19 protein-coding genes and 1 tRNA gene are annotated in these 19,660 nt (G+C 70.9%); 13 read left to right on the top strand and 7 right to left on the bottom strand.

The genetic code is table 11. From position 1 onward, the window contains the following. Positions 1 to 9 precede the first annotated feature (9 nt). Complete coding sequence (locus NI25_RS23295) at positions 10 to 504, top strand: SUKH-3 domain-containing protein (protein ID WP_061444305.1); 495 nt, start codon at positions 10 to 12, stop codon at positions 502 to 504. A gap of 14 nt (positions 505 to 518) precedes the next feature. Here NI25_RS23295 and NI25_RS23290 read toward each other — a convergent pair whose 3' ends face one another. Further along, a complete protein-coding gene (locus tag NI25_RS23290; protein WP_061444304.1) occupies positions 519 to 1,838 on the bottom strand; it encodes a sensor histidine kinase in 1,320 nt (439 codons plus the stop codon). Between the two features lie 134 nt (positions 1,839 to 1,972). On the opposite strand from NI25_RS23290, the gene NI25_RS23285 reads away from it, so the two are divergent. The 7 genes from NI25_RS23285 to NI25_RS23255 all read left to right on the top strand — a co-directional run bounded on the left by NI25_RS23285 (position 1,973) and on the right by NI25_RS23255 (position 7,749). Next, positions 1,973 to 2,833, top strand: a complete 861-nt coding sequence (locus tag NI25_RS23285) for a hypothetical protein (RefSeq protein WP_061444303.1) — start codon at positions 1,973 to 1,975, stop codon at positions 2,831 to 2,833. 14 nt (positions 2,834 to 2,847) lie between these two features. Then, a tRNA-Gln gene (locus NI25_RS23280) sits at positions 2,848 to 2,923 on the top strand. Between the two features lie 122 nt (positions 2,924 to 3,045). Then, the gene (gene glmU / locus NI25_RS23275; RefSeq protein ID WP_061444302.1) at positions 3,046 to 4,494 is read left to right on the top strand and encodes a bifunctional UDP-N-acetylglucosamine diphosphorylase/glucosamine-1-phosphate N-acetyltransferase GlmU; all 1,449 of its coding nucleotides are present in this window, start codon (positions 3,046 to 3,048) and stop codon (positions 4,492 to 4,494) included. A 131-nt stretch (positions 4,495 to 4,625) separates the two neighbouring features. Beyond that, on the top strand, positions 4,626 to 5,600 hold the full coding sequence (locus tag NI25_RS23270) for a ribose-phosphate diphosphokinase (protein WP_061444301.1): 975 nt from the start codon (positions 4,626 to 4,628) through the stop codon (positions 5,598 to 5,600). A 223-nt stretch (positions 5,601 to 5,823) separates the two neighbouring features. Further along, positions 5,824 to 6,420 (top strand): 50S ribosomal protein L25/general stress protein Ctc, encoded by a 597-nt coding sequence (locus tag NI25_RS23265; protein ID WP_061444300.1) that lies wholly within the window; start codon positions 5,824 to 5,826, stop codon positions 6,418 to 6,420. A gap of 106 nt (positions 6,421 to 6,526) precedes the next feature. Continuing rightward, positions 6,527 to 7,129, top strand: a complete 603-nt coding sequence (gene pth, locus NI25_RS23260; RefSeq protein WP_061444299.1) for an aminoacyl-tRNA hydrolase — start codon at positions 6,527 to 6,529, stop codon at positions 7,127 to 7,129. A 92-nt stretch (positions 7,130 to 7,221) separates the two neighbouring features. After that, entirely contained in the window at positions 7,222 to 7,749 is a 528-nt protein-coding gene (locus tag NI25_RS23255) for a hypothetical protein (protein WP_107071813.1), read from the top strand. Between the two features lie 107 nt (positions 7,750 to 7,856). Here the strand turns inward: NI25_RS23255 and ppc are convergent, their stop codons facing one another. Then, positions 7,857 to 10,592 (bottom strand): phosphoenolpyruvate carboxylase, encoded by a 2,736-nt coding sequence (gene ppc, locus NI25_RS23250; protein ID WP_061444298.1) that lies wholly within the window; start codon positions 10,590 to 10,592, stop codon positions 7,857 to 7,859. Between the two features lie 290 nt (positions 10,593 to 10,882). On the opposite strand from ppc, the gene NI25_RS23245 reads away from it, so the two are divergent. Genes NI25_RS23245 through NI25_RS23235 form a run of 3 tightly spaced genes read left to right on the top strand, consistent with a single transcriptional unit; the run spans position 10,883 to position 13,764 of the window. After that, positions 10,883 to 11,893 carry an acyl-CoA desaturase gene (locus tag NI25_RS23245; protein WP_061444297.1) on the top strand — a complete coding sequence of 337 codons (1,011 nt, stop codon included), beginning with the start codon at positions 10,883 to 10,885 and terminating at the stop codon, positions 11,891 to 11,893. Next, on the top strand, positions 11,890 to 12,567 hold the full coding sequence (locus tag NI25_RS23240; protein WP_061444296.1) for a TetR/AcrR family transcriptional regulator: 678 nt from the start codon (positions 11,890 to 11,892) through the stop codon (positions 12,565 to 12,567). Before NI25_RS23245 ends, NI25_RS23240 begins: the two co-directional genes overlap by 4 nt. A gap of 21 nt (positions 12,568 to 12,588) precedes the next feature. Next, a complete protein-coding gene (locus NI25_RS23235) occupies positions 12,589 to 13,764 on the top strand; it encodes a CaiB/BaiF CoA transferase family protein (protein WP_061444295.1) in 1,176 nt (391 codons plus the stop codon). Positions 13,765 to 13,774: 10 nt separating this feature from the next. Here the strand turns inward: NI25_RS23235 and NI25_RS23230 are convergent, their stop codons facing one another. Beyond that, on the bottom strand, positions 13,775 to 14,152 hold the full coding sequence (locus NI25_RS23230) for a VOC family protein (protein WP_061444294.1): 378 nt from the start codon (positions 14,150 to 14,152) through the stop codon (positions 13,775 to 13,777). Further along, positions 14,149 to 14,979, bottom strand: coding sequence for a trans-aconitate 2-methyltransferase (locus NI25_RS23225; protein ID WP_061444293.1), 831 nt, complete (start codon positions 14,977 to 14,979; stop codon positions 14,149 to 14,151). The genes NI25_RS23230 and NI25_RS23225 overlap by 4 nt, the downstream gene beginning before the upstream one ends. A gap of 134 nt (positions 14,980 to 15,113) precedes the next feature. Between NI25_RS23225 and tamR the strand changes: the two genes are divergently transcribed. After that, complete coding sequence (gene tamR / locus NI25_RS23220) at positions 15,114 to 15,611, top strand: MarR family transcriptional regulator TamR (RefSeq protein ID WP_061444292.1); 498 nt, start codon at positions 15,114 to 15,116, stop codon at positions 15,609 to 15,611. On the opposite strand, the gene NI25_RS23215 is transcribed toward tamR, so the two are convergent. Continuing rightward, entirely contained in the window at positions 15,570 to 16,349 is a 780-nt protein-coding gene (locus NI25_RS23215) for a response regulator transcription factor (protein ID WP_061444291.1), read from the bottom strand. The genes tamR and NI25_RS23215 overlap by 42 nt on opposite strands. Before the next feature lie 272 nt (positions 16,350 to 16,621). Between NI25_RS23215 and NI25_RS23210 the strand changes: the two genes are divergently transcribed. Further along, complete coding sequence (locus NI25_RS23210) at positions 16,622 to 17,110, top strand: GNAT family N-acetyltransferase (RefSeq protein WP_061444290.1); 489 nt, start codon at positions 16,622 to 16,624, stop codon at positions 17,108 to 17,110. Positions 17,111 to 17,378: 268 nt separating this feature from the next. Here the strand turns inward: NI25_RS23210 and NI25_RS23205 are convergent, their stop codons facing one another. Further along, complete coding sequence (locus tag NI25_RS23205; protein WP_061444289.1) at positions 17,379 to 18,293, bottom strand: alpha/beta fold hydrolase; 915 nt, start codon at positions 18,291 to 18,293, stop codon at positions 17,379 to 17,381. Between the two features lie 185 nt (positions 18,294 to 18,478). Beyond that, entirely contained in the window at positions 18,479 to 19,642 is a 1,164-nt protein-coding gene (galK, locus tag NI25_RS23200) for a galactokinase (RefSeq protein WP_061444288.1), read from the bottom strand. Positions 19,643 to 19,660: the final 18 nt, after the last annotated feature.

The raw sequence follows: 19,660 nt of genomic DNA, 5'->3' as shown, positions 1-19,660 counted from the left end.
CCAGGGCACATGCAAGCCGACCGCACCTCCACCACCCGATTCCCCGTCCCCGTCGACGCCGCACTCCGCGACGCCGGCTGGCAACCCGGACGCTGGGACATCAAACAGGCCGAAATCTGGGCCGACACCCTGCGCGAACACACCTCACCCGCAGGACACCGCCACACCGTCTTCCCCGCCGCCGTCGAAGCCTGGGCCGAATTCGGCGGACTCCACATCACCCCCACCGGACCGGGCCGCCAGATCGCCCCCGCCACCCTCCACCTCGACCCCCTCCACGGCCTCCACATGGCCCGCACCCTCGGCGACCTCGGCCGGGCACTCGGCACCCACACCTGCCCCCTCGGCACCGAAACCGACAGCCAGGCCCTCATCGCCATCGACACCGAAGGCCGCGTCTACGCCCTCGACCACACCGGCGACTGGTACCTCGGCCCCACCATCGACACCGCCCTCGCCACCCTCGTCGCCGGCACCCAGCCCACCCGCCTCACCACCAACTGACGACCGGCCCACCCCTACGACGCCGGAATCACCGCCGACACCCGGAAACCCCCCGCATCCGTCGGCCCCGACACGAACACACCCCCCAGAGCGGCCACCCGCTCCCTCATCCCCACCAGCCCATTGCCCCCCGACGGCAACCGCGCCGACGCCTCACCCGACAACTCCGGCGGCGGCTCGTTCTCCACCTGCATCGCGATCTCCGACACCCGATGCGCCAACCGCACATACGTCTTCGCACCCGCCGCATGCTTGTGCACGTTCGTCAACGCCTCCTGCACCACCCGGAACGCCGTCGACTCCACCTCCGCCGCATACGCACGCCGCTCCCCCTCCACGGACAGATCCACCACCATCCCGGCCGCCTCCGACTGCCCGATCAACTCGTCCAGCTCCGACAGACACGGCCCGTCCGACGACGACTCCCCGTCCTCCGCCGCCCGCGACGCCGCCGCAGCCGCAGCCACCCCCACCGCCGCCAACGGCACCGACGCCCGCTCCGCACGCGCACCCTCCCCGCCACTGCGCAGCACCCCGAGCATCTCCCGCAACTCCGTCAACGCCTGCCGCCCCATGTCCCCCACCAGGGCCGCGTTCTTCACCGCCTTCTCCGGATCCTTCCGCGCCACCGCCTGCAACGCCGCCGCATGCACCACCATCAGACTCACCCGGTGCGCCACCACGTCGTGCATCTCCCGCGCGATCCGGGTCCGCTCCTCACCCCGCGCCCACTCCGCGCGCTCCTCCGCCCGCTCCGCGAGCAACTGCAACTCGCGCTCGAGACTGTCCGCCCGCTCCCGCAGGCTCTCCATCAGCCGACGCCGCTGCCCCACGTACAGACCCAGCAGCAACGGCGGCGCCGTCATCCCCAGGGACGTCGCGATCGACGCGAACGGAAGGAACCAGTCCCCCAGCTCCAGACCGTCCCGCGCCATGTCCTGCCCCAGCCGCACGAACGTCACGACCAGGGTCCCCAGGAACGTCATCCCGGCCAGCGCCCCGATGATCCGCCGCGGCAGCTCCGACGCCGCCAGCGTGTACAGGCCGACGACGCCCATCAGGAAGCCCATCTCGGCCGGCGTGATGGCCAGCGCCACCAGCACCACCGCGATCGGCCACTTCCGCCGCACCACCAGCACCGAACCGGCCAGCAGCCCGAACAGCACCCCCGCCGCGGTCGGAATCCCGGCGTCCCGCGCGAACGGAACCCCCTCCGCCGCACACTCCAGCGCGGACACGACACCGAGGCTCACATCGAGCACCGCGCCGCGCCGCCTGTCCCACCACCAAGGCCCACCCCGGGCCGGTACGTGGTCTTCCCCCGTCGTGGTCATGCCTCCAGCCTACGGGCGCCGACCGCCCCTTTTCCGGTGACTTTCGACAAACGATACGACGCGATATCCCTCGAACTGGTGAACCCGGGACCGTTTCCCTCCGGAGACGAAGATTCCGGCCGGACGGTATGCCCATGGCACGTTCACAGAACAAGTACGCGGACTTCGAAGGGCTGCGGGAGCGGGCGGTGGCGCTGCGGCGGGCCGGCTACAGCCTTCGGCAGATCCGCGACGAGTTGAAGGTCTTCAACAACGACATCCTCAACCGACTCGTGGAGGGCGAGCCGCCGCCGGAGTGGACGAAGCGACCGCGCGCAAAGGACGACCTGCGTGCGAAGGCCAGGGAACTACGCCTCCAAGGCTGGACGTACGACCAGATCGAAGCGGAGCTGGGATGCTCGAAGGGATCGATCTCCTTGTGGGTACGTGACCTGCCGAAACCGGAACGACGTGACCCAACGGAACAGGCCAGGCTGGCCGCACGCAAGCGCTGGGAGCACGAGCTGGCGGTGCGCCAGGAGCATCGACAGCAGACCAAGGAGGCTGCAGCAGCGGAAATCGGGGCGTTGTCCGATCGCGATCTGTTCCTGCTGGGCGTGGCCCTCTACTGGGCCGAGGGCACCAAGGACAAGCCACATGCGCGACGAGAACGAGTCACTTTCGTCAACAGCGACTCCGACATGATCCGCCTCTTCCTCTCGTGGCTGGACCTGCTCAGCATCGAGCGTGAGCGCATCACCTACCGCGTAATGATTCACGAGACGGCCGACGTCGAGTCAGCGGAGGCCTACTGGGCAGACGTCGTCCAGGCGGACCGCAGCTCCTTCGGCAAGACGACGCTCAAGCGGCACAATCCGAAGACGGTACGCAAGAACACGGGCGATGACAGCCGCGGTTGTCTCGTACTCACCGTGCGACAGAGCGCCGAGTTGTACCGCCGGATCGAAGGCTGGTGGACGGGGATCGTCGCTGACGCCATCACACGACTCCGGTAAGGTCTGACGCACGTTCCCCCGTGGTGTAACCGGCAGCACACTAGATTTTGGATCTAGCAGGACAAGGTTCGAATCCTTGCGGGGGAGCCACTGTGCGTGACCTCATCGCGGGCCCTGACATCACTGTCGGGGCCCGCACTCATGTCCCCCACAAACCACCCCGGTATCCTGCGGATGTCCACCCCCACCCCCTCAAAGCCGAAGGGCATCCCGTGAGCGCCATTCGCCCGGCAGCCGTCGTCGTTCTCGCAGCGGGTGAGGGCACCCGTATGAAGTCGGCCACACCCAAGGTCCTGCACGAGCTGTGCGGCCGGTCCCTCGTCGGGCACGTGCTCGCCGCGGCCGGTGAGCTGGACCCCGAGAACCTGGTCGCCGTCGTCGGGCACGCCCGCGAGAAGGTCACCGCGCACCTCGCCGAGGTCGCCCCCGACGTACGCACCGCCGTCCAGGAGCAGCAGAACGGCACCGGGCACGCCGTGCGGATGGGTCTGGAGGCGCTGGGCGGCGCCGTGGACGGGACCGTGGTGGTGGTCTGCGGCGACACCCCGCTGCTGACCGGCGAGACGCTCAAGGCCCTCGCCGCCACCCACTCCGCCGACGGGAACGCGGTGACGGTGCTGACGGCCGAGGTGCCGGACGCGACGGGGTACGGGCGGATCGTGCGGGACGGGGCCTCGGGCGCCGTGACGGCGATCGTGGAGCACAAGGACGCCTCGGAGTCGCAGCGGGCGATCCGGGAGATCAACTCGGGTGTGTTCGCCTTCGACGGGCAGCTGCTCGCGGACGCCCTGGGCAAGGTGCGCACGGACAACAGTCAGGGTGAGGAGTACCTCACGGACGTGCTGGGGATCCTGCGCGAGGCGGGGCACCGGGTCGGCGCGTCGGTGGCCGGGGACCACCGGGAGATCGCGGGGATCAACAACCGTGTGCAGCTCGCCGAGGCCCGCCGCATTCTCAACGACCGGCTGCTGACCAGGGCGATGCTGGCCGGCGTGACCGTGGTGGACCCGGCGACGACGTGGGTGGACGTGACGGTGACGTTCGAGCAGGACGTGGTCGTTCACCCGGGGACGCTGCTGCACGGCGCCACGCATCTGGCCGAGGGTTGCGAGGTCGGGCCGAACACCCGGCTCACGGACACCCGGGTGGACGCCGGCGCACGGGTGGACAACACGGTCGCCTACAGCGCTCACGTCGGTCCGCAGGCCTCCGTCGGTCCGTACGCGTATCTGCGGCCGGGGACGCGGCTGGGTCTGAAGTCGAAGATCGGTACGTTCGTGGAGGCGAAGAACGCCTCGATCGGTGAGGGGACGAAGGTTCCGCACCTGTCCTACATGGGTGACGCGACGATCGGTGACTTCACGAACATCGGTGCCGCGAGTGTGTTCGTGAACTACGACGGGCAGGACAAGCACCACACGACGATCGGCTCGCACTGCCGTACGGGTTCGGACAACATGTTTGTGGCTCCTGTCACGGTCGGGGACGGTGCCTACACCGCCGCGGGCTCGGTGATCACGAAGGACGTGCCGCCCGGTTCGCTGGCCGTGGCCCGTGGCCAGCAGCGGAATATCGAGGGTTGGGTGGCCCGGAAGCGTCCGGGGAGCGCGGCGGCGAAGGCGGCCGAGGCGGTGTCCCGTGAGGCGGGCGGCGAGGACTGACCGGAAACCGGTGCGTCGAACACGGCGTACCGTGATAAGTGCACATCCGCACCCCACCAGCTGAGACGCCCCCGCGGCCAGCGGGAGAGCGCCCATGTCGCTCAGCTGCGAACCTCTGAGGAGAAAGTGCTGTGACCGGGATCAAGACGACCGGCGAGAAGAAGATGATGTTCTTCTCCGGCCGCGCACACCCCGAGCTTGCCGAGGAGGTCGCCCAGCAGCTGGGTGTCGGGGTCGTCCCGACGAAGGCCTTCGACTTCGCGAACGGTGAGATCTATGTGCGGTATCAGGAGTCGGCGCGTGGTGCGGACTGCTTCCTGATCCAGAGCCACACGGCTCCGATCAACAAGTGGGTCATGGAGCAGTTGATCATGATCGACGCGTTGAAGCGTGCGTCGGCCCGCTCGATCACCGTCATCGTGCCGTTCTACGGTTACGCGCGGCAGGACAAGAAGCACCGTGGACGTGAACCGATTTCGGCGCGTCTGATCGCGGATCTGATGAAGACCGCGGGTGCGGACCGGATTCTGGCGGTGGACCTGCACACGGACCAGATCCAGGGTTTCTTCGACGGCCCGGTGGACCACCTGTTCGCGCTGCCGCTGCTGGCGGACTACGTGGGTGCGAAGGTGGACCGTTCGAAGCTGACGGTGGTGTCGCCGGACGCGGGCCGGGTGCGGGTGGCGGACCGTTGGTGCGACCGTCTGGGCGCTCCGCTGGCGATCGTGCACAAGCGGCGTGACAAGGACGTGGCGAACCAGGTCACGGTGCACGAGGTCGTGGGCGATGTGAAGGGGCGGATCTGCGTCCTGGTCGACGACATGATCGACACGGGTGGCACGATCTGTGCGGCGGCGGACGCGCTGTTCGCGCACGGTGCGGAGGACGTCATCGTGACGGCGACGCACGGTGTGCTGTCGGGTCCGGCTGCGGACCGGCTGAAGAACTCGAAGGTGAGCGAGTTCGTGTTCACGAACACGCTGCCGACGCCGAACGAGTTGGAGCTGGACAAGATCACGGTGCTGTCGATCGCTCCGACGATCGCGCGTGCGGTGCGTGAGGTGTTCGAGGACGGTTCGGTGACGAGCCTGTTCGACGAGCAGTGAGTGTTCTGCAGTAACCGTTCTGCAGGCTCCGACCTCGTCTGTTGAGCGCCTGTTGATCGTTTTGGGTACGGCCTTCCTCTCCGAGTAGACTGCTGAAGTTGCTCGGCGAGGGAGGCCGTACCCGTGTTCGCGGGGGCGGCGCTCCGTTATCGACGCGCTCTTCGTAGCAGGCCGTTCGTGGCCGGGTGACCACGTCCGTTCCTGATTCCCACGAGGAGTGATCATGTCCGAGGTGAAGCTCACCGCCGAGACGCGTACCGAGTTCGGCAAGGGTGCCGCGCGTCGTATCCGCCGTGACAACAAGGTTCCCGGTGTTCTGTACGGTCACGGTTCCGACCCGCTGCACCTGACCCTGCCGGGTCACGAGCTGCTGCTGGCGCTGCGTACGTCGAACGTGCTGATCGCGCTGGACATCGACGGCAAGACCAACGAGCTGGCGATCCCGAAGTCGGTTCAGCGTGACCCGATCAAGGGTTTCCTGGAGCACGTCGACCTGCAGCTGGTGAAGCGCGGCGAGACCGTGTCGGTCGAGATCCCGGTGCAGGCCGAGGGCGAGCTGGCCCCGGGCGGTTACCTGCTGGAGTACGTCCTGGACGCGCTGCCGGTCGAGGCCGAGGCCACGCACATCCCGGAGCAGGTCACCGTGTCGGTGGCGGGTCTGGAGGCCGGTGCCTCGATCCACGCCAAGGACATCGCGCTGCCGTCCGGCGTGAAGCTGGCCGTGGAGGGCGACACCGTGGTGCTGCAGGTCCTGGCCGCGCAGGCCGAGGAGGCCCCGGCCGAGGGTGAGGGCGAGGGCGAAGAGGCCGCCGAGGCCTGATCCTGCTCTACGGTCATCGTGTGGTCGGCCGCTGTTCCCGTCCGGGGCAGCGGCCGACGCGTATGTGTGGACGGGTACGGACGGGTTCGAGGGACGCGAAGGAGACATGGACGTGACGACGGACGCGGGGGCTCCCTGGCTGGTGGCCGGCCTGGGGAATCCGGGCCCCGAGTACGCCGCGAACCGGCACAACGTCGGTTTCATGGTGGCGGATCTGCTGGCGGAGCGGATGGGGGCGCGGTTCAAGCGGCACGGCAAGGCGCAGGCGCAGGTGGTGGAGGGGCGGATCGGTCCGCCGGGGCCCGCCAACCGGCGGGTGATCCTGGCGAAGCCGATGTCGTTCATGAACGTGTCGGGCGGGCCGGTGACGGTGTTGCGGGACTTCTACAAGGTGCCGGTCGGCAATGTCGTGGCGGTGCACGACGAGCTGGACATCGACTACGGCGTGCTGCGGCTGAAGCTGGGCGGCGGGGACAACGGGCACAACGGGCTGAAGTCGCTCACGAAGTCGCTGGGTGCGGACTACCACCGGGTGCGGTTCGGGATCGGGCGGCCGCCGGGGCGGATGCCGGTGGCGGACTTCGTGCTGCGGGACTTCTCGTCGGGGGAGCGCAAGGAGCTGGACTACTTCGTGGACCGGGCGGCGGACGCCGTGGAGGCGCTGGTGATCGAGGGGCTGGAGCGGGCGCAGAGCGCGTACAACTCCTGAGTCGCGGTCGGTGGGGTGCAACTCCTGACTTGTCCGTCGATGGGGCGCGGGCGGGTGACCGGTCGGGTTGACCGGGCGTGTAGGTATGGCCAATGATCCCGGCCATGCCTGCCTCTGCCGCTGCCGCTCGTGCCCGTCAGGCGTCGTCCGCGTCGTCCGCGTCGTCCGCCCTGCTGACCTTCGGCCGGGTCGCGGCGATGGGGACGGTCACGGCGCTGATTCTGATCGCCGGTGTCTGGGCGTCGTGGGGTACGGCGCAGCACGTGCTGCTGACCAAGGGGCGGGAGCAGGGCACGGTCCGGGTGGCGCGGTGCGGGGGCGGGGTGTGCAGCGGGCCGTACTCGCCGGTGTCGGCGGGGTCGCAGGCGCGGGAGCGGGTCGTGATCGAGGACTCGGTCGCCGTGGCGAAGGGGCGGACGTACTCGGTGGTGGTGAAGCCCGGCGGTGACGAGGTGGTGCGGTCGGGGCCGGCGGGGGTGCTGTACGCGTGGGTGCCGTTGGGTGGGGCGTTGTTGTTGGCGTCGGTGGTCGTGGCCGGGGGGCTGCGGCGGACGCGGGTGGCCTGGGGGATGGCGGGAGCGGGGGTTGTGCTGCTGACGGCGGCGTTCTTCGCGGTGTGAGGGTGTCGCGTACGACGTGAGGGTGCCCCGGGCTCTGTGCGAGCTCGGGGCACCGGTGTTCTCACGTGCGGGGCGTCGGGGCGGGCGCGGGGGTGCGCTGCCCGGCGTCAGCCGGTGTTGCGCAGGCCGGCCGCTACGCCGTTGACCGTGAGGAGGAGGGCTCGGGCGAGGAGGGGGTCCGGTTCGGCGTTGGCGGCGGCCGCTTCGCGCTGGCGGCCCAGGAGGGCGACCTGGAGGTAGGAGATGGGGTCGAGGTAGGCGTCGCGGATGGTGAAGGTCTGCTTGAGGACCGGGTCGGCGTCCAGCAGTTCACTCTCGCCGGTGACGCGCAGGACCTCGGCGACGGTGAGCTCGTGCTCGGCCTTGATCCGGTCGAAGACGTGCTTGAGCTCGTCGGGGACGAGGGTGTCGACGTAGTGCTGGGCGATGCGCAGGTCGGTCTTGGCGAGGGTCATCTCGACGTTGGAGATGAAGTTGCGGAAGAAGTGCCACTGCTGGTGCATCTCGTCCAGGACGGTGTCGAGGCCGGCCTCGCGCAGGGCCTTGAGGCCGGAGCCGACGCCGTACCAGCCGGGGACGATCTGGCGGGACTGGGTCCAGCCGAACACCCACGGGATGGCGCGCAGTCCGTCGAGGGAGACGCCGGAGCCGGGGCGGCGGGAGGGCCGGGAGCCCAGGTGCAGGTCGGCGAGCTGGTCGACCGGCGTGGAGGCCAGGAAGTAGGCCGGCAGGTCGGGGTCCTCGACGAGCTTGCGGTAGGCGGTGTGGGCGGCGTCGGAGACGACGTCCATGGCGGCGTCCCAGCGGGCCAGCGCCTCGTCGGACTGGCGGGGCGCGGTGTGCAGGGCGGAGGCCTGGAGGGTGGCCGCGACGGTCAGTTCCAGGTTCTCCCGGGCCAGGGCCGGGATGAGGTACTTGTCGGAGATGACCTCGCCCTGTTCGGTGACCTTGATCTCGCCCTCCAGGGTGCCCCAGGGCTGGGCGAGGATGGCGTCGTGGGTGGGGCCGCCGCCGCGGCCGACGGTGCCGCCGCGGCCGTGGAAGAGGCGCAGGCGTACGCCGTAGCGGTGGGCGACGTCGCGCAGGCGGCGCTGGGCGCGGTGGATCTCCCACTGGCTGGTGGTGATGCCGCCGAACTTGGAGGAGTCGGAGTAGCCGAGCATGACCTCCTGGACGTCGCCGCGCAGGGCGACCAGGCGCCGGTAGGAGGGGTCGGAGAGGAGGTCTTCGAGGATGGTGTCGGCGGCCTTGAGTTCCTCGGTGGTCTCCAGGAGGGGGACGATGCCGATCTTGGCCCAGCCGGCGTGCAGGTCGATGAGTCCGGCCTCGCGGGCGAGCACGGTCGCGGCGAAGACGTCGTCGGCGCCCTGGCACATGGAGATGATGTAGGACTCGATGACCTCGGGTCCGAAGACCTCCAGGGCGCGGCGGACGGTCTGGAAGACGCCGAGGGTCTTCTCGCCGGGGGCGTCGACGGGGGCCGGGGTGGGGGCGAGCGGCCTGCGGGAGCGCAGTTCCTTGGCGAGGAGCTTGGTGCGGTACTCGCGGGGCATGTCGGCGTAGCGCCAGGATTCCTCGCCGAGCCGGTCGAAGAGCTGGCCGAGGGCGTGGTGGTGGGCGTCGGCGTGTTCGCGGACGTCCATGGTGGCGAGCTGGAGGCCGAAGGCGGCCAGCGTGCGGATGGTGCGGGCGAGGCGGCCGTCGGCGAAGAGGCCGCCGCGGTGCTCGCGCAGCGAGGTCTGGACGGTGCGCAGGTCGTCGATGAGCTGGGCGGTGCCGAGGTAGTCGCGGCCCTCTTCGTGGGGGGTGCCCTTGGCGAGGCGCTGCTTGGTGTTCTCCAGCTTCTGCCGGATGCAGGTGGCCTTGAGCCGGTAGGGCTCCTCGGCGTTGAGGCGCTTGTAGCGGGGGCTGATCTCGGGGAGCCGTTCGATGTCGGCCTGGAGGGAGGTCAGCAGTTCCTCGGTGGCGCCCGCGTAGCGGATGGAGTTGGAGAGGAAGCCGCGCAGTTCGTCGATCATCTCCAGGGCGTCGTTGATGCCGTGTTCGTGCTGGAGGATGAGGACGTCCCAGGTCACCTGGGGGGTGACGTTGGGGTTGCCGTCGCGGTCGCCGCCGATCCAGGTGCCGAAGGTGAGGGGGCGGGTGTCGTCGGGGAGCTTGACGCCCGCGCGCTCCAGTTCCGCCGTCAGGTCCTCGAGGACGTCGCCGACGGCGCCGGCGTGGAGTTCGTCGAGGTAGTAGATGGCGTTGCGGGCCTCGTCGGCGGGCTCGGGGCGGACGACGCGCAGTTCGTCGGTCTGCCAGACGAGGTCGATGTTCTCGGCGAGGCGGGTGTCGAGGCGGCGCCGGTCGCTCTCGTTGACGGGGGTGTCCAGGAGGGCCGCGATGCGGCGCAGCTTGTTGAGGACGGAGCGGCGGGCGGCCTCGGTGGGGTGGGCGGTGAAGACGGGGCGCACGTTGAGGTTGCGGACCGTCTCGCGCAGGTGCTCGGGGTCGGCGTCCTTGAGCCGGTCGGCGGTACGGGCGAGCAGTCCGCCTTCGGCGGCGCGCTTGGCGCCCAGTTCGCGGCCGCGGTGGACCTGTTCGGTGACGTTGGCGAGGTGGAAGTAGGTGGAGAAGGCGCGGACGAGCTTGGCGGCGGTCTCCAGTTCGGTGCCGCGCAGCAGTTCGGCGGCGGCCTCGCCGTCCTCGCGGGTGAGTCGGCGTACCTTCTCGACGAGTTCCAGCAGTTCGGGGCCTTCCTGCCGGACGAGGGTCTCGCCGAGGAGATCACCCAGTCGGCGGATGTCGGCGCGCAGCTCGCTGCTGGTCGTCGTGGTGGTCTGGTCGTCGGCACTGCTCACAGGTGCGGCTCCTTGCAGTGTTGAAGCTCGTCTGGGAGGGAACCCGGACGGCCGTCTCGCGCGGCGGGCGCCGCTTACCGGGCCGGACGTCCGGGAAGTAATCAGAGCGGACCGCGCTGTCCGACCGGCTTCCAGGATAGGTGTCGGTCAGGACGCGCAGGCTCTGGGGCTCTTGCCGCGCGGCCACGCACTGCCATACTTACGTCGCCGTAGGTTACGGAACCGTAGGAAAACCGTGCAGGTTCCCGGAGCCCGGCACCGACCCACCCTCGACCCCACAGGGGACGCGCATGACCACGAGTTCCGATGTGATCCCAGACGCTCCGCAGCCGGCCGATGCCGCCGCGGCGTCCTCCGCCACGCTGGGTGGTGAGCAGAAGCGGTCGATCGAGCAGATCACGCTGCTGCTGTTCATCACCGTTCCGTTCCTCGCGCTGGTGGCGGCGGTGCCGCTGGCGTGGGGGTGGGGCGTGAGCTGGCTGGACCTGGGGCTGCTGGTCTTCTTCTACTTCCTGGGCTGCCACGGCATCACGATCGGCTTCCACCGTCACTTCACCCATGGTTCCTTCAAGGCGAAGCGGCCGTTGAAGATCGCGCTGGCGATCGCGGGGTCGATGGCGGTCGAGGGGCCGCTGGTGCGCTGGGTGGCCGACCACCGCAAGCACCACAAGTTCTCCGACGACGAGGGCGACCCGCACTCGCCGTGGCGGTACGGCGAGACGGTCCCGGCCCTGATCAAGGGCCTGTGGTGGGCGCACATCGCGTGGATGTTCGACGAGGAGCAGACGCCGCAGGACAAGTACGCCCCGGATCTGATCAAGGACCCGGCGCTGCGGGCGATCTCCCGCCAGTTCATCCTGTGGACGGCGGTCTCCCTGGCGCTGCCGGCGCTGATCGGCGGTCTGGTGACGATGTCCTGGTGGGGCGCGTTCACCGGCTTCTTCTGGGGTTCACTCGTGCGGGTGGCGTTGCTGCACCATGTGACGTGGTCGATCAACTCGATCTGCCACGCGGTGGGCAAGCGGCCTTTCAAGTCCCGGGACCGTTCGGGCAACGTGTGGTGGCTGGCGGTGCTGTCCTGCGGTGAGTCCTGGCACAACCTGCACCACGCGGACCCGACGTCGGCGCGGCACGGGGTGATGCGGGGGCAGCTGGACTCCTCGGCCCGGCTGATCCGCTGGTTCGAGCAGCTGGGGTGGGCGTACGACGTGCGCTGGCCGTCACGCTCGCGTATCGATTCGCGCCGCAACACGGATCAAGACGGCGCCCGCCGCCGGAAGGAGACGGCGAAGGCGGCATGATTGACGCCGTGGCGACCGACTCCAGCAGCACCCCAAGCAACGAGAAGCCGCGGCGAGCGCGTCGCACCCGGATGACCGGTGCCGAGCGCCGCCAGCAGCTGCTGGAGATCGGCCGCACCCTCTTCGCGGCGAAGGGTTTCGAGGGCACGTCGGTGGAGGAGATCGCGGCGAAGGCCGGGGTGTCCAAGCCGGTGGTGTACGAGCACTTCGGCGGCAAGGAGGGCCTGTACGCGGTGGTCGTGGACCGTGAGATGCGGCGGCTGCTGGACATGGTGACCGGCTCGCTGACGGCGGGGCATCCGCGGGAGCTGTGCGAGCAGGCGGCCTTCGCGCTCCTGGACTACATCGAGGAGTACACGGACGGTTTCCGCATCCTGGTCCGCGACTCCCCCATCCCCCAGTCGACGGGTACCTTCGCCTCGCTCATCTCGGACATCGCCACCCAGGTGGAGGACATCCTGGGCCGGGAGTTCAAGAGCCGCGGCTTCGACGCCAAGCTGGCCCCGCTGTACGCGCAGGCGCTGGTGGGCATGGTGGCGCTGACCGGCCAGTGGTGGCTCGACGTGCGGCGCCCGAAGAAGGCGGAGGTGGCGGCGCACCTGGTGAACCTGGCGTGGCACGGCCTGGACGGCCTGGAGCCGAAGCCGCGGCTGATAGGGCACCGCAAGAGCTAGCGGCCGCGAGGGGCGGAACACATGCAGCCACTGCGCGGCGTCACGGTCGTCTCGCTGGAGCAGGCGATCGCCGCTCCCTACGCCAGCCGTCAGCTCGCCGACCTCGGCGCGCGGGTGATCAAGGTGGAGCGCCCGGGGACGGGGGATTTCGCGCGGGCGTACGACTCCCGGGTGCGGGGTCTGAGTTCGCACTTCGTGTGGGTCAACCGCAACAAGGAGTCCCTCACTCTGGACTTCAAGGAGCCGCGGGGCCTGGAGCTGCTGCGCCGGCTGATCGCGGACGCCGACGTCTTCCTGCAGAACCTGGCGCCGGGCGCCGCGGCCCGCGCGGGTCTGGGCGCCGACGAGCTGCGGGCGGCGCATCCGGGGCTGATCGTGTGCGACATCTCGGGCTACGGCGCGCCGGGCCCCTACGCGGACCGCAAGGCGTACGACCTGCTGGTGCAGTCCGAGGCGGGGCTGCTGTCGGTCACGGGCACCCGGGAGGAGGCGGCGAAGGCGGGCATCCCGGTGTCGGACATCGCCGCCGGGATGTACGCGTACAGCTCGATCCTGGGCGCGCTCCTCGAACGTGGCCGGACGGGCCGGGGCACGCACCTGGACGTGTCGATGCTGGAGGCCACCGTGGAGTGGCTGGGCTTCCCGCTGTACTACTCCTTCGACTCGGGCGAGCCGCCGCCGCGGGCGGGAGCGGCGCACGCGACGATCTATCCGTACGGCCCGTTCACGGCGGGCGACGGGAAGGTCGTGATGACGGCGGTGCAGAACGAGCGCGAGTGGCACGGCTTCTGTGCGGGCTTCCTGGGCCGTCCGGAGCTGGCCGGGCATCCGCACTACGCGACCAACGCGGACCGCGACGCGCACCGGGAGGAGCTGGGCGCGCTGATCGCGGCCCGGTTCGCGGAGCTGACCGCTGACGAGGCGATCGGGCTGCTCGACGCGGTGCCGGTCGCCAATGCCCGGGTGAACACGCTGGCCGAGGTGTGGGAGCACCCTCAACTGGCCGCGCGCGGACGCCTGCACGAGGTGCCCACGCCGGCCGGTCCCGTTCCGGCCCTGGCGCCGCCCGGCCCGACCGGTGGGGCGCCCCGGATGGAGGCGGTCCCGGCACTGGGCGAGCACACCCGTGCCGTACTCGGCGGCCTCGGCCTGTCGGAGGAGGAGATCGACGCGCTCGTCGCGGACGGCGTGGTGTGAGCCGCCGGGGTCAGTGGTGGGCGGATCCGTCCGGTTCCAGGAACTCCAGGCGGTTGCCGACGGGGTCGGCGCAGTAGAAGCGCCGGTGGCCGGGCAGGCCGTCGTCCCAGGTGACGGACGTGCCGTGGGCCGTCAAACGAGCGGCGTACGCATCGATGCCGGTGACCCGCAGCCCGGGATGGGCCTTGTGGGCGGGGCGGAAGCCGGTCGTTTCCACGCCCAGGTGGAGCCGGGCGGTGCCGGCCGTGAACCAGCAGCCGCCGCGGGCGGCGAGCGCGGGCGGCTTGGGGATCTCGGTCATGCCGAGGACTCCGGCGTAGAAGGCCCGGAGGGTGTCCTCTGAGCCGGGCGGCGCGGTGAGCTGCACGTGGTCGAGGCCGGTGATCAACGGCCGCCTCCCCCGGGTTCCTTCCGTGCGACGGCGAAGACGCGGCGGAAGGGGAAGGGGGTGCCGTGTGCCTGGGCGGGGTAGGCGGCGCGCAGGACGGCCCGGTATTCGTCGAGGAACGCGTCGCGGGCGTCCGGGTCGTCGGCGAGGGCGTCCAGCACGGGCCGCAGTCCCGTGCCCTTCACCCAGTCGAGGACGGCGTCGTCGCCGGGCAGCAGGTGGATGTACGTGGTCTCCCACACGTCGGCGGTGCAGCCGGTGGCGGTGAGACGGGCGAGGTAGGCCTCGGGGGTGAGGACGGCGTCGTCGTGGCGCAGGACGCCGGTGAGGCGGTCCCGCCAGCGCCGGGAGTCGGCGAGTTCGCGCATCAGGCGGTGGCTGGGGGCGTGAAAGTTGCCGGGCACCTGGAGGGCGAGGGTGCCGCCGGGGGCGAGGCGGTCGATCCAGTCGGGGAAGCGGTCGGCGTGGCCGGGGACCCACTGGAGGGTGGCGTTGCTGACGAGGAGGTCGCAGGGCTCGTCGGGGGTCCAGGTGCGGGCGTCGGCGGGGGCGAAGTCGAGGTGTCCGCCGCCCGGGGTGGGGCCGGCGTACTGCCTGGCCCGCTCCAGCATCTGCGGCGAGTTGTCGTAGCCGGTGATGCGGGCGGTGGGCCAGCGGTCGGCGAGCAGGGCGGTGGCGTTGCCGGGGCCGCAGCCGAGGTCGGCGATGCGGGGCGGGTCGGCGGGGAGGTCGGGTATGCGGGCGAGGAGGTCGGTGAAGGGGCGGACGCGGTGGCCGGCGTGGCGCAGGTACTGGGCGGGGTCCCAGGTGGGGGCGGTGGCGGGCATGGAGCCTCCAGAGGGTGTCCGTGCGGGACGGGTACCCAGCGTCACCCGAGAATCATCTCGACGTCAAGACACTTGTTATCAAGACAGTCGACATCAAGAGACTTCACATCGACACAACCACTACACTGATCGTCATGGAGGACGAGGTCGATCGGCTGGTCGCAGCATGGCGCCGGGAGCGCCCGGACCTCGACGTGGAACCGCTCGAGGTGCTGAGCCGCGTCAGCAGGCTGGCCCGGCACCTGGACCGCGCACGACGGCTGGCCTTCTCGGAACACCATCTCGAGCCGTGGGAGTTCGACGTGCTGACGGCGCTGCGCCGGGCCGGCACCCCGTACCAGCTCTCCCCGGGACAGCTGCTCACCCAGACCCTGGTCACGTCGGGCACGATGACCAACCGGATCGACCGGCTGGCGAAGAAGGGCCTGGTGGAGCGCCTGCCCGACCCCAGTGACCGGCGCGGGGTCCTGGTCCGGCTGACGGACGAGGGCCGGGACCGCGCCGACCAGTCGCTGGCGGGCCTGCTGGCCCAGGAGCGCGCGATCCTGGGCGAGCTCTCGCGTGCCCAGCGCAGCGAACTGGCGGCCCTGCTACGCCAGCTGACCGCCCCGTTCGACAACATCCCCGGTTGACGGCCGGTCCAGGTCGGCCGGCCCCACCCCGGCCCTGCGTGCCAGCGCGACGGCGGCCAGGGTGGAGTGGACGCCCAGCTTGCCCAGGACGTTCTGCATGTGGGTGCGCACCGTGTGCGGGGACAGGTACAGCCGCTCGGCGACCGCCTTGCGTCCGAGGCCGGCGACCATGCAGCGCAGTACCTCGCGTTCGCGCGGGGTCAGCGACTCGACCAGCAGCTCGCTCTCGGTGCGGTGCTTGCGGGCGGCGGTCAGCTCGCGCAGGACGCCGGTGAGCAGGGCGGGCGGCAAATGGGTCTCGTCGCGCAGGACGCCCCGGATGACGCTGAGCAGCCGGGACAGCGAGCAGTCCTTGGCCACCCACCCCGAGGCCCCGGCCCCGAGCGCGAGGGCGGCCCGCCGGGGGTCGTCCTTCTCGGCGAGGACGACGATCCGTACCCCCGGGTGCGCCGACCGCACCCCCGTGACCAGCGAGATGCCGTCGACCAGCCCGTCCTCGTTGCCGTCGCGCACGGGCACGGCGGGCCGGGTGCCGGGCACGTGGCCGCCCAGGTCGGCGTCGACGAGCAGGACGTCGAACCTCCGTCCCTCGGACGCGGCGCGTTCCAGGCAGCGCAGGGCGGCCGGACCGCTGCCGGCCGCGGAGACGTCGACGTCGGGCTCGGCGGCCAGGGCGGCCGCGAGCGACTCTGCGAAGATGCGATGGTCGTCGACGACCAGGACTCGGATACGAACCACGTGACCCCCTCCCCCGAGCTCCGCGCGGAGCAGGGGATACCCATCGTCTGTCCGTCCTCGGATGACGGCACCGGCACGGGTACGACGCCCGAGGCCCCGTATCCAGACCCCGTATTCAGCTGTGCCGTGCGGTAACCGCTGCCCCCGCCCGGGCGTCGTCCCGGCTGTCTCGCCCCCTGAACGGCACCGGCCCCCACCGGTGCTGCTCATCAGAGTACGGGCGGGCGCCGACAGCGGAAGGCTATTTGCAGAACTGACTCCCCCACGCGTTTATGGTGTGCCGCATGTTTCGTCTTGTGACAGAAGTGGACAAGGAACGGCGCGATCTGCTGCGCACCCGCCTGCGGGAGACGAACACAGCGGCCTCCTCCGTCCTGCGCTCCCTGCGCGGAACCCCTCACGAACGCGAATTCCCGCTGCACGTGTGGGTGCTGGACGAGACCGGGGCTCTGGCGGGTGGCCTGGTCGGCCACACCTGGGCGACCTGGCTCCACGTCACCTATCTGTGGGTGGACGGCCGGCACCGCGACGCGGGCCTGGGCTCCGCCCTCCTCGACGAGGCGGAACGCACCGCCCGCACCGAACGCGGCTGCGCCGCCGCCCGCGTGGAGACCTGGGACTTCCAGGCCCCGGGCTTCTACACGAGGCGCGGCTACGACGTCGTGTGCGTGATCCCCGACTACCCGCCCGGCATCACGGAGTACACGCTGGTCAAGCGGTGGGGTCGAGTCCGGCCAGAACGGCCGGGCGGATCTCCCTGAGGCGGGCGCCTCGGGCTCCGGCGGTGGTCAGGACATCCGCGGGCGCGTCCGTCAACCGGCAGCGGTGACTCCCTTGCAGAGGCCGAGGCGGTAGGAACCTGGAGCAAGGGAGAACTCGCACGGGAATCGCATGAGGCTCGCTCCGCGAGAGCGGCTCGCTGATGTGGGTGACGGGGCCGGCACGGTGTCGTCGGACTCCGGGCGGAGAGGCCCCGGGCCGTGGCGGGGGAAGCCACGGCCCGGGGCCGGTCGGTGGGGTGTCGGACGGTCAGTGGGTGCGGGCGGCGCGGTGGGTGACCTTGTGGACGGCCTTGACGGCGAGGTCGGGGCGGTCGACGTGGATGTAGTGGCCGCTGCCCTTGGCGGTGGCGAGGTGACTGCGGCGGGAGAGCTTCCGCCATTCGCGCTGGCCGTCGGCCCACATCTCCTCGAGGGCGGGGCCGTACTGGGGGACCTCGGCGTACTGGGACTCGTGCGTGAGGATCTCGACGGGGATGCGTCCGGCGGAGCGGACCGGGCCGTCGGCGATGACGAACTGCTCCGGGTTCTGCCCCTCGTTGGCGGCGAGGGCGCCGGCGCGGAGCTGTGCGGCCATGCCGGTGGCGTCGGAGGGGATGGTGCGGTTCATGTCCCGGGTGAGGTGGGGGACGGTGGCGTCGAGGAGGACGAGGCCCTTGACGCGGTCGGTGTGGTCGGGGGCGTAGCGGGCGGCGATGTAGCCGCCCAGGGAGTGGCCGGCCAGGACGACGGGGCGGTCGCCGGCGAGGCGGTCGATGACCTTCGTGAGCAGGGCGCCGGCGTCGTCCATGGTCTGCAGGGTGCCCGGGGCGGGCTTGTCGCTCTTGCCCTCGCCGGGGCGGTCGTAGGAGCAGACGCGGTCGGTCCTGCTCAGCGTCTTCTGGAGGGGCGCCATGTTGTCCAGGCCCTCGCCGCCGCCGGGCATCAGCAGCACCAGGGGGTCGTGGCGGTGTGCGGCGCGGCCGGAGCAGGAGACGTTGACCGTGCGGCCGTCGACACGGATCTTCTTCTCGCCGGTGAAGGAGGTCTGTGCCGACGCCGCGGGGGAGGTGTGCCCGGTGCCGGCTTCGGCGTTGGCGTACTCCTCGTTGAGGACCAGTCCCGCACCGGCCACGGTGCAGACGACGGCGATCGCGGCGGTCGCCTTGGCGAGGGTGCGGAACACGGGGGCCTCCAGCGGGCATGGCGGGGTGCGGGTCAGGTACGAGTCAGGTGCTCAAGAAGCTTTCTCGGCCGGCCGGTTGGCGTTCCCGGCGACTGAGGAAGACTCTAGGAGCCCGACGGTCCCCGATCGTCACCCCGCGGTGGACACCTGCCCGTAGCTCCCCCGGGGGACAAGCCCGCGAGGGCTCAGCCCACCCGCCGGGCCCCCGCCGAGGGCACCGCCTCGAACACCCGCGGCGCCGTCAGGTCCGCCGCGGCGAAGGCGTCCTCGACCGCCTTGGTGACGGTGTCCACGTCGGCGGCCTCCACCAGGACGATCGCCGAGCCGCCGAAGCCGCCGCCGGTCATGCGGGCGCCGAGGGCGCCGGAGGCGAGGGCCGTGTCGACGACCAGGTCCAGTTCGCGGCAGGAGATGCGGAAGTCGTCGCGCAGCGAGGCGTGTCCCTCCACCAGCACGGGCCCGATGGCCCGGGTGTCGCCGGACTCCAGGAGCGAGACCACCCGCTCGACACGCTCGTCCTCGGTCACCACGTGCCGGACCAGGCGGCGCACCTCCTCCTCGTCGCCCAGGCGTTCCAGGGCGGCGTCCAGCTCGGCGTAGGGCACGTCGCGCAACGCGTCGACGCCCAGCAGCGCGGCGCCCTTCTCGCAGCCGGCGCGGCGCTTGCCGTACTCGCCCTCGCTGTGGGAGTGCTTGACGCGGGTGTCGACGACCAGCAGGCGCATGCCCTCGGCGGCGAGGTCGAAGGGGATCTGCCGCTGGGACAGGTCCCGGGTGTCCAGGAACAGGGCGTGACCCGCCTCGCAGCAGGCGGAGGCCGTCTGGTCCATGATGCCGACCGGGGCGCCGACGTAGACGTTCTCCGCGCGCTGGCACAGGCGGGCCAGCTGCCAGCCGCGCAGGCCGAGGGAGTACAGGTCGTTCAACGCCAGTGCCACCACGACCTCCAGGGCCGCGGAGGACGAGAGCCCCGCGCCCGAGGGGACCGTGGAGGTCAGGTGCACGTCCGCGCCGGTCACCTCGTGGCCGGCCTCGCGCAGCGCCCAGACGACGCCCGAGGGGTACGCGGTCCAGGCCTTGTCCGAGCCGGGGGTCAGGTCGGCGACGCGCAGCTCGACCGGGTCGGCCGCGATGTCGGCCGAGTGCAGGCGCAGGACGCCGTCGTCGCGCCGGGCGACGGCCGCGACGGCGGTGTGCGGGAGGGCGAAGGGCATGACGAAGCCGTCGTTGTAGTCGGTGTGTTCGCCGATGAGGTTCACCCGGCCCGGCGCCGCCCACACGCCCTCCGGTACGGCCCCGTACAGCTCCCGGAACCGCTCGCCGACGGTTTCCGCGACAGCCTCGCCCATGCCCTGACCCCTCGCTCT

Source organism: Streptomyces sp. CCM_MD2014 (assembly GCF_000772045.1).
GTDB classification, from domain to species: Bacteria; Actinomycetota; Actinomycetes; order Streptomycetales; family Streptomycetaceae; genus Streptomyces; species Streptomyces salinarius.
This window is presented reverse-complemented; position numbering and strand designations above follow the sequence as displayed.